Annotated in this window: 3 protein-coding genes and 1 pseudogene; all 4 read right to left on the bottom strand. The window is 69.9% G+C overall.

What is annotated here, in order from left to right:
• Positions 1-115: 115 nt before the first annotated feature.
• Positions 116-889, bottom strand: a complete 774-nt coding sequence (locus AX744_RS06090) for an SDR family NAD(P)-dependent oxidoreductase (protein WP_061015835.1) — start codon at positions 887-889, stop codon at positions 116-118.
• 25 nt (positions 890-914) lie between these two features.
• Positions 915-1862, bottom strand: a complete 948-nt coding sequence (locus AX744_RS06085) for a glycosyltransferase family 2 protein (RefSeq protein ID WP_061015832.1) — start codon at positions 1860-1862, stop codon at positions 915-917.
• 22 nt (positions 1863-1884) lie between these two features.
• Positions 1885-3021, bottom strand: coding sequence for a cysteine desulfurase family protein (locus AX744_RS06080; RefSeq protein ID WP_061015830.1), 1137 nt, complete (start codon positions 3019-3021; stop codon positions 1885-1887).
• 5 nt (positions 3022-3026) lie between these two features.
• Positions 3027-3182: pseudogene (locus tag AX744_RS06075) on the bottom strand (carboxylating nicotinate-nucleotide diphosphorylase); the annotation flags it as partial.

Raw genomic sequence — 3182 nt, 5'->3', positions numbered from 1 at the left:
TGCCTCTGCTGGCCAAGCCGAGACCCGACGAGCGGGTCTACCCGCCGGGGCCCTGAGCAGTCTCAGGCCAGTGCAGTCTCAGGCCAGTGCAGTCTCAGGCCAGTGCAGTCTCAGGTCAGTGCACCGACAGCCCGCCGTCGACGAACAGCGAGTGACCGGTGACGTAGCCCGATCCTGCCCCGGCCAGGAACACCGCCGCACCCGCGAAGTCGCTCGGCAGACCGTTGCGTCCGATCATCGTGCGGGCCGCGAGCTCGGCGACCTTCTCCGGGTCCTGTTGCAGGCGGGCGTTCAACGGCGTGAGCACGAACCCCGGCACCAGCGTGTTGCTCGTGACGCCCGTCCCGCCCCAGGCCTCGGCCTCCGAGCGCATGAGCGACTCCACGGCACCCTTCGACGCACCGTACACACCGCTGCCCACGAAGGCCCGGTGCGCCTGCTGGGAGCTGATGTGGATGAGGCGGCCGTATCCGCGTGCGGCCATGCCCTTCGCGAAGTGCTGGCCGAGCAGGAACGGTGCGAGCGCGTTGACCGTCATCGTGGCGTCCCAGTCTTCTTCGGTGATGTCGGGGAAGGGCGGCCGGATGTTGATGCCTGCCGAGTTGACGAGGATGTCCGGTTCCCCGAAGGGCTCGACAGCCGCTGCGGCGACGGCGTGGATTCCCTGCCTCGTGCTGAGATCGCCGACGACACCGGTCGCCCGGCAGCCGAGCGCACGCAGCTCATCGACGGTCTCGCTGATGCGTTCCTCACCGCGGGCGACCACGACCGTGGCCGCGCCGGCACGAGCGAGCGCGGTGGCGATCCCTCGACCGATGCCGGAGCTGCCGCCCGTCACGACAGCGGTGCGTCCCTCGAGGGAGAACAGCGAGGAGAGGTAGTCGTTCATGTGTCCGCCGATCGGTGGTCCGCGCTCACCAGGCGAGAGCCGCGGCGAGGGAGGGGTCTGGAGTGGCATCGGCGAACTCGGGGAGTGCCCGGAGCTCGGCGATGAAGGCATCGACCTCGGCGGCGTATGCCGGGTCGGTGTGCTGCTCCGCGATGTCGAGGAGTGAGGGGATGTCCATGGCGAGGATCAGCTCGATCCGCGCTACGACCGAGGCACGTGCGCCGGCGTCGTGCAGCACGCGGATGCCGCCGCGCAGAGCTGCCAGGTAGTCGCGCAGTACGGGGAGCCGACCTTTGCCCTGGGTGATCGAGGTGCCGTCGGCGCGGAGACGCCAGTGCACGACCACATCCGGGATGACGTCGAACGCCCGTGCGCGGGTGTACATCTGCTGGGCGACGATCTGGTCCTCGTAGGCGACGCCTTCCGGGAAGCGGAGATCATGCCAGAAAGGAGTGCGACTCAGCTTCGACCAGGCGACGATGTTCGACACCGCCCGGGGATGTGCGGTGAGCGTGGTGCCCAGCCTCTCCGGGGAGGTGGCTGCGGATACCCAGGGCTGCACGCGACCGGCGAGGTACGCATCTCCCTGAGGGCGTGCGCGCACGTAGGCTCCGGCGACGAAATCGCTTCCGGTCCGTTCGAGTGTGTGCGTCATCCGGGTGAGGGCGTCCGGCCGCAGTTCGTCGTCGCCGTCGAGGAAGCCGAGGTAGGGGGTGTCCACCAGGGCGAGACCGGCATTGCGGGCGGCGCCGAGGCCACGGGAGGCGTCATGGCGGATCGTCGTGAAACGTCGGTCAGCGGAGGCCGCGTTATCGAAGATCGCGCCCGTCTCGTCGGTCGAACCGTCGTCGATCAGGATCGCCCGCCAGCGGGGTTCGGTCTGTGCGCGGAGCGAGTCGAGCGCAGCGGGGGCGAAGGCGGCGATGTCGCGTCCGGGGACGATCAGCGTCACGATCGGGGCGGAGGCAGTCACGTGCCGAGTCTATGGCCGGGCATCAGCCCCGGGCCGCGCGCACGGATTCCGCGACGAGCGCCGCCAGGCGCTCGGGAGCGTCCGTTGCCAGCTCCTCGCGACCGAACGTGAAGCGCACCGACGTCTGTGCGACCTCGGGGGCGATTCCGCAGGCGAGCAGCACGTGCGAGGGGTCGTCGCTACCCGCCGCGCACGCCGATCCGCTCGAGGAGATCACTCCGCGGCGCTCGAGCTCGAGCAGCACGGCCTCCCCGCTGGTGCCGGCGAACGTGAAGCTCACGGTGCCGGGCAGACGATGCACCGGGTCGCCGGTGAGTGCTGCTGCAGGCACGGCGGCGAGTACCAGGGCGGCGAAGCGTAGGCTCGTGGCGGCGACCCGCGCCGCCACGAGTTCTCGCTCCCGCTCGGCGAGTTCCAGGGCCGTCGCCAACGCCACCGCTCCCGCGACGTTCTCGGTGCCGGATCGTCGACCGCGTTCCTGACCGCCGCCGTGCAGCAGAGGCTCCACGGGAACGCGTCCGCGGACCGCGAGCGCACCGATGCCCTTGGGGGCACCCAGCTTGTGACCAGCGATCGACAACGCATCGGCACCGAGATCCCGCAGGGGAAGCCACCCGGCCGACTGCACGGCATCGAGGTGCAGGGGGACCTTCACCGCGCTCGTGACGGCTGCCAGGGCTGTGACGTCCTGCACCGTCCCGATCTCGTTGTTCGCGTGACCGAACGACACCAGCGACGTGTCTTCCCTGATGGCCGCGGTCAGCGCATCCGGGGCGATACGCCCTCGGGAGTCCACCGGGATCATCGTCACCTCGACGCGGTGGAAGCGTCGGAGATACCCGGCGGACTCGAGGATCGACTCGTGCTCGATGGGGGAGATGACCAGGTGGCGCCGTCCCGCCTCCAGAGCGGCGAGCGCGATGCCCTTGACCGCGAGGTTGTTCGCCTCTGTTCCTCCTGCGGTGAACACGACGTCGTTCGTCCGCATCCCCAGCACGCGGGCCACCCGTGCCCTGGCGCCGTCGAGGGCGCTCGCCGCGGCCTCGCCCGCCGTATGGTGACTCGACGGATTGCCGAACACCCCGGTGAGGAAGGGACGCATCGCTTCGAGCACCTCCGGACGCACCGGTGAGGTCGCCGCGTGATCGAGGTAGAGCATGACCGTCAGTCGATCCGCAGATCCAGGCCGAGATCGAGGGCGCGGGCGGAATGCGTCAGAGCTCCGACCGAGATCACGTCGACGCCGGTGCGTGCGATCTCGCCGACCGTGTCGAGGGTGACACCGCCCGAGGCTTCGACGATGGCTCGACCGCCGATGAG

It is taken from the genome of Microbacterium sp. CCH5-D1 (assembly GCF_001557335.1).
GTDB lineage: Bacteria > Actinomycetota > Actinomycetes > Actinomycetales > Microbacteriaceae > Microbacterium > Microbacterium oxydans.
The sequence above is the reverse complement of the archived record's forward strand: the minus strand, read 5'-3'. Positions and strand labels throughout refer to the sequence as shown.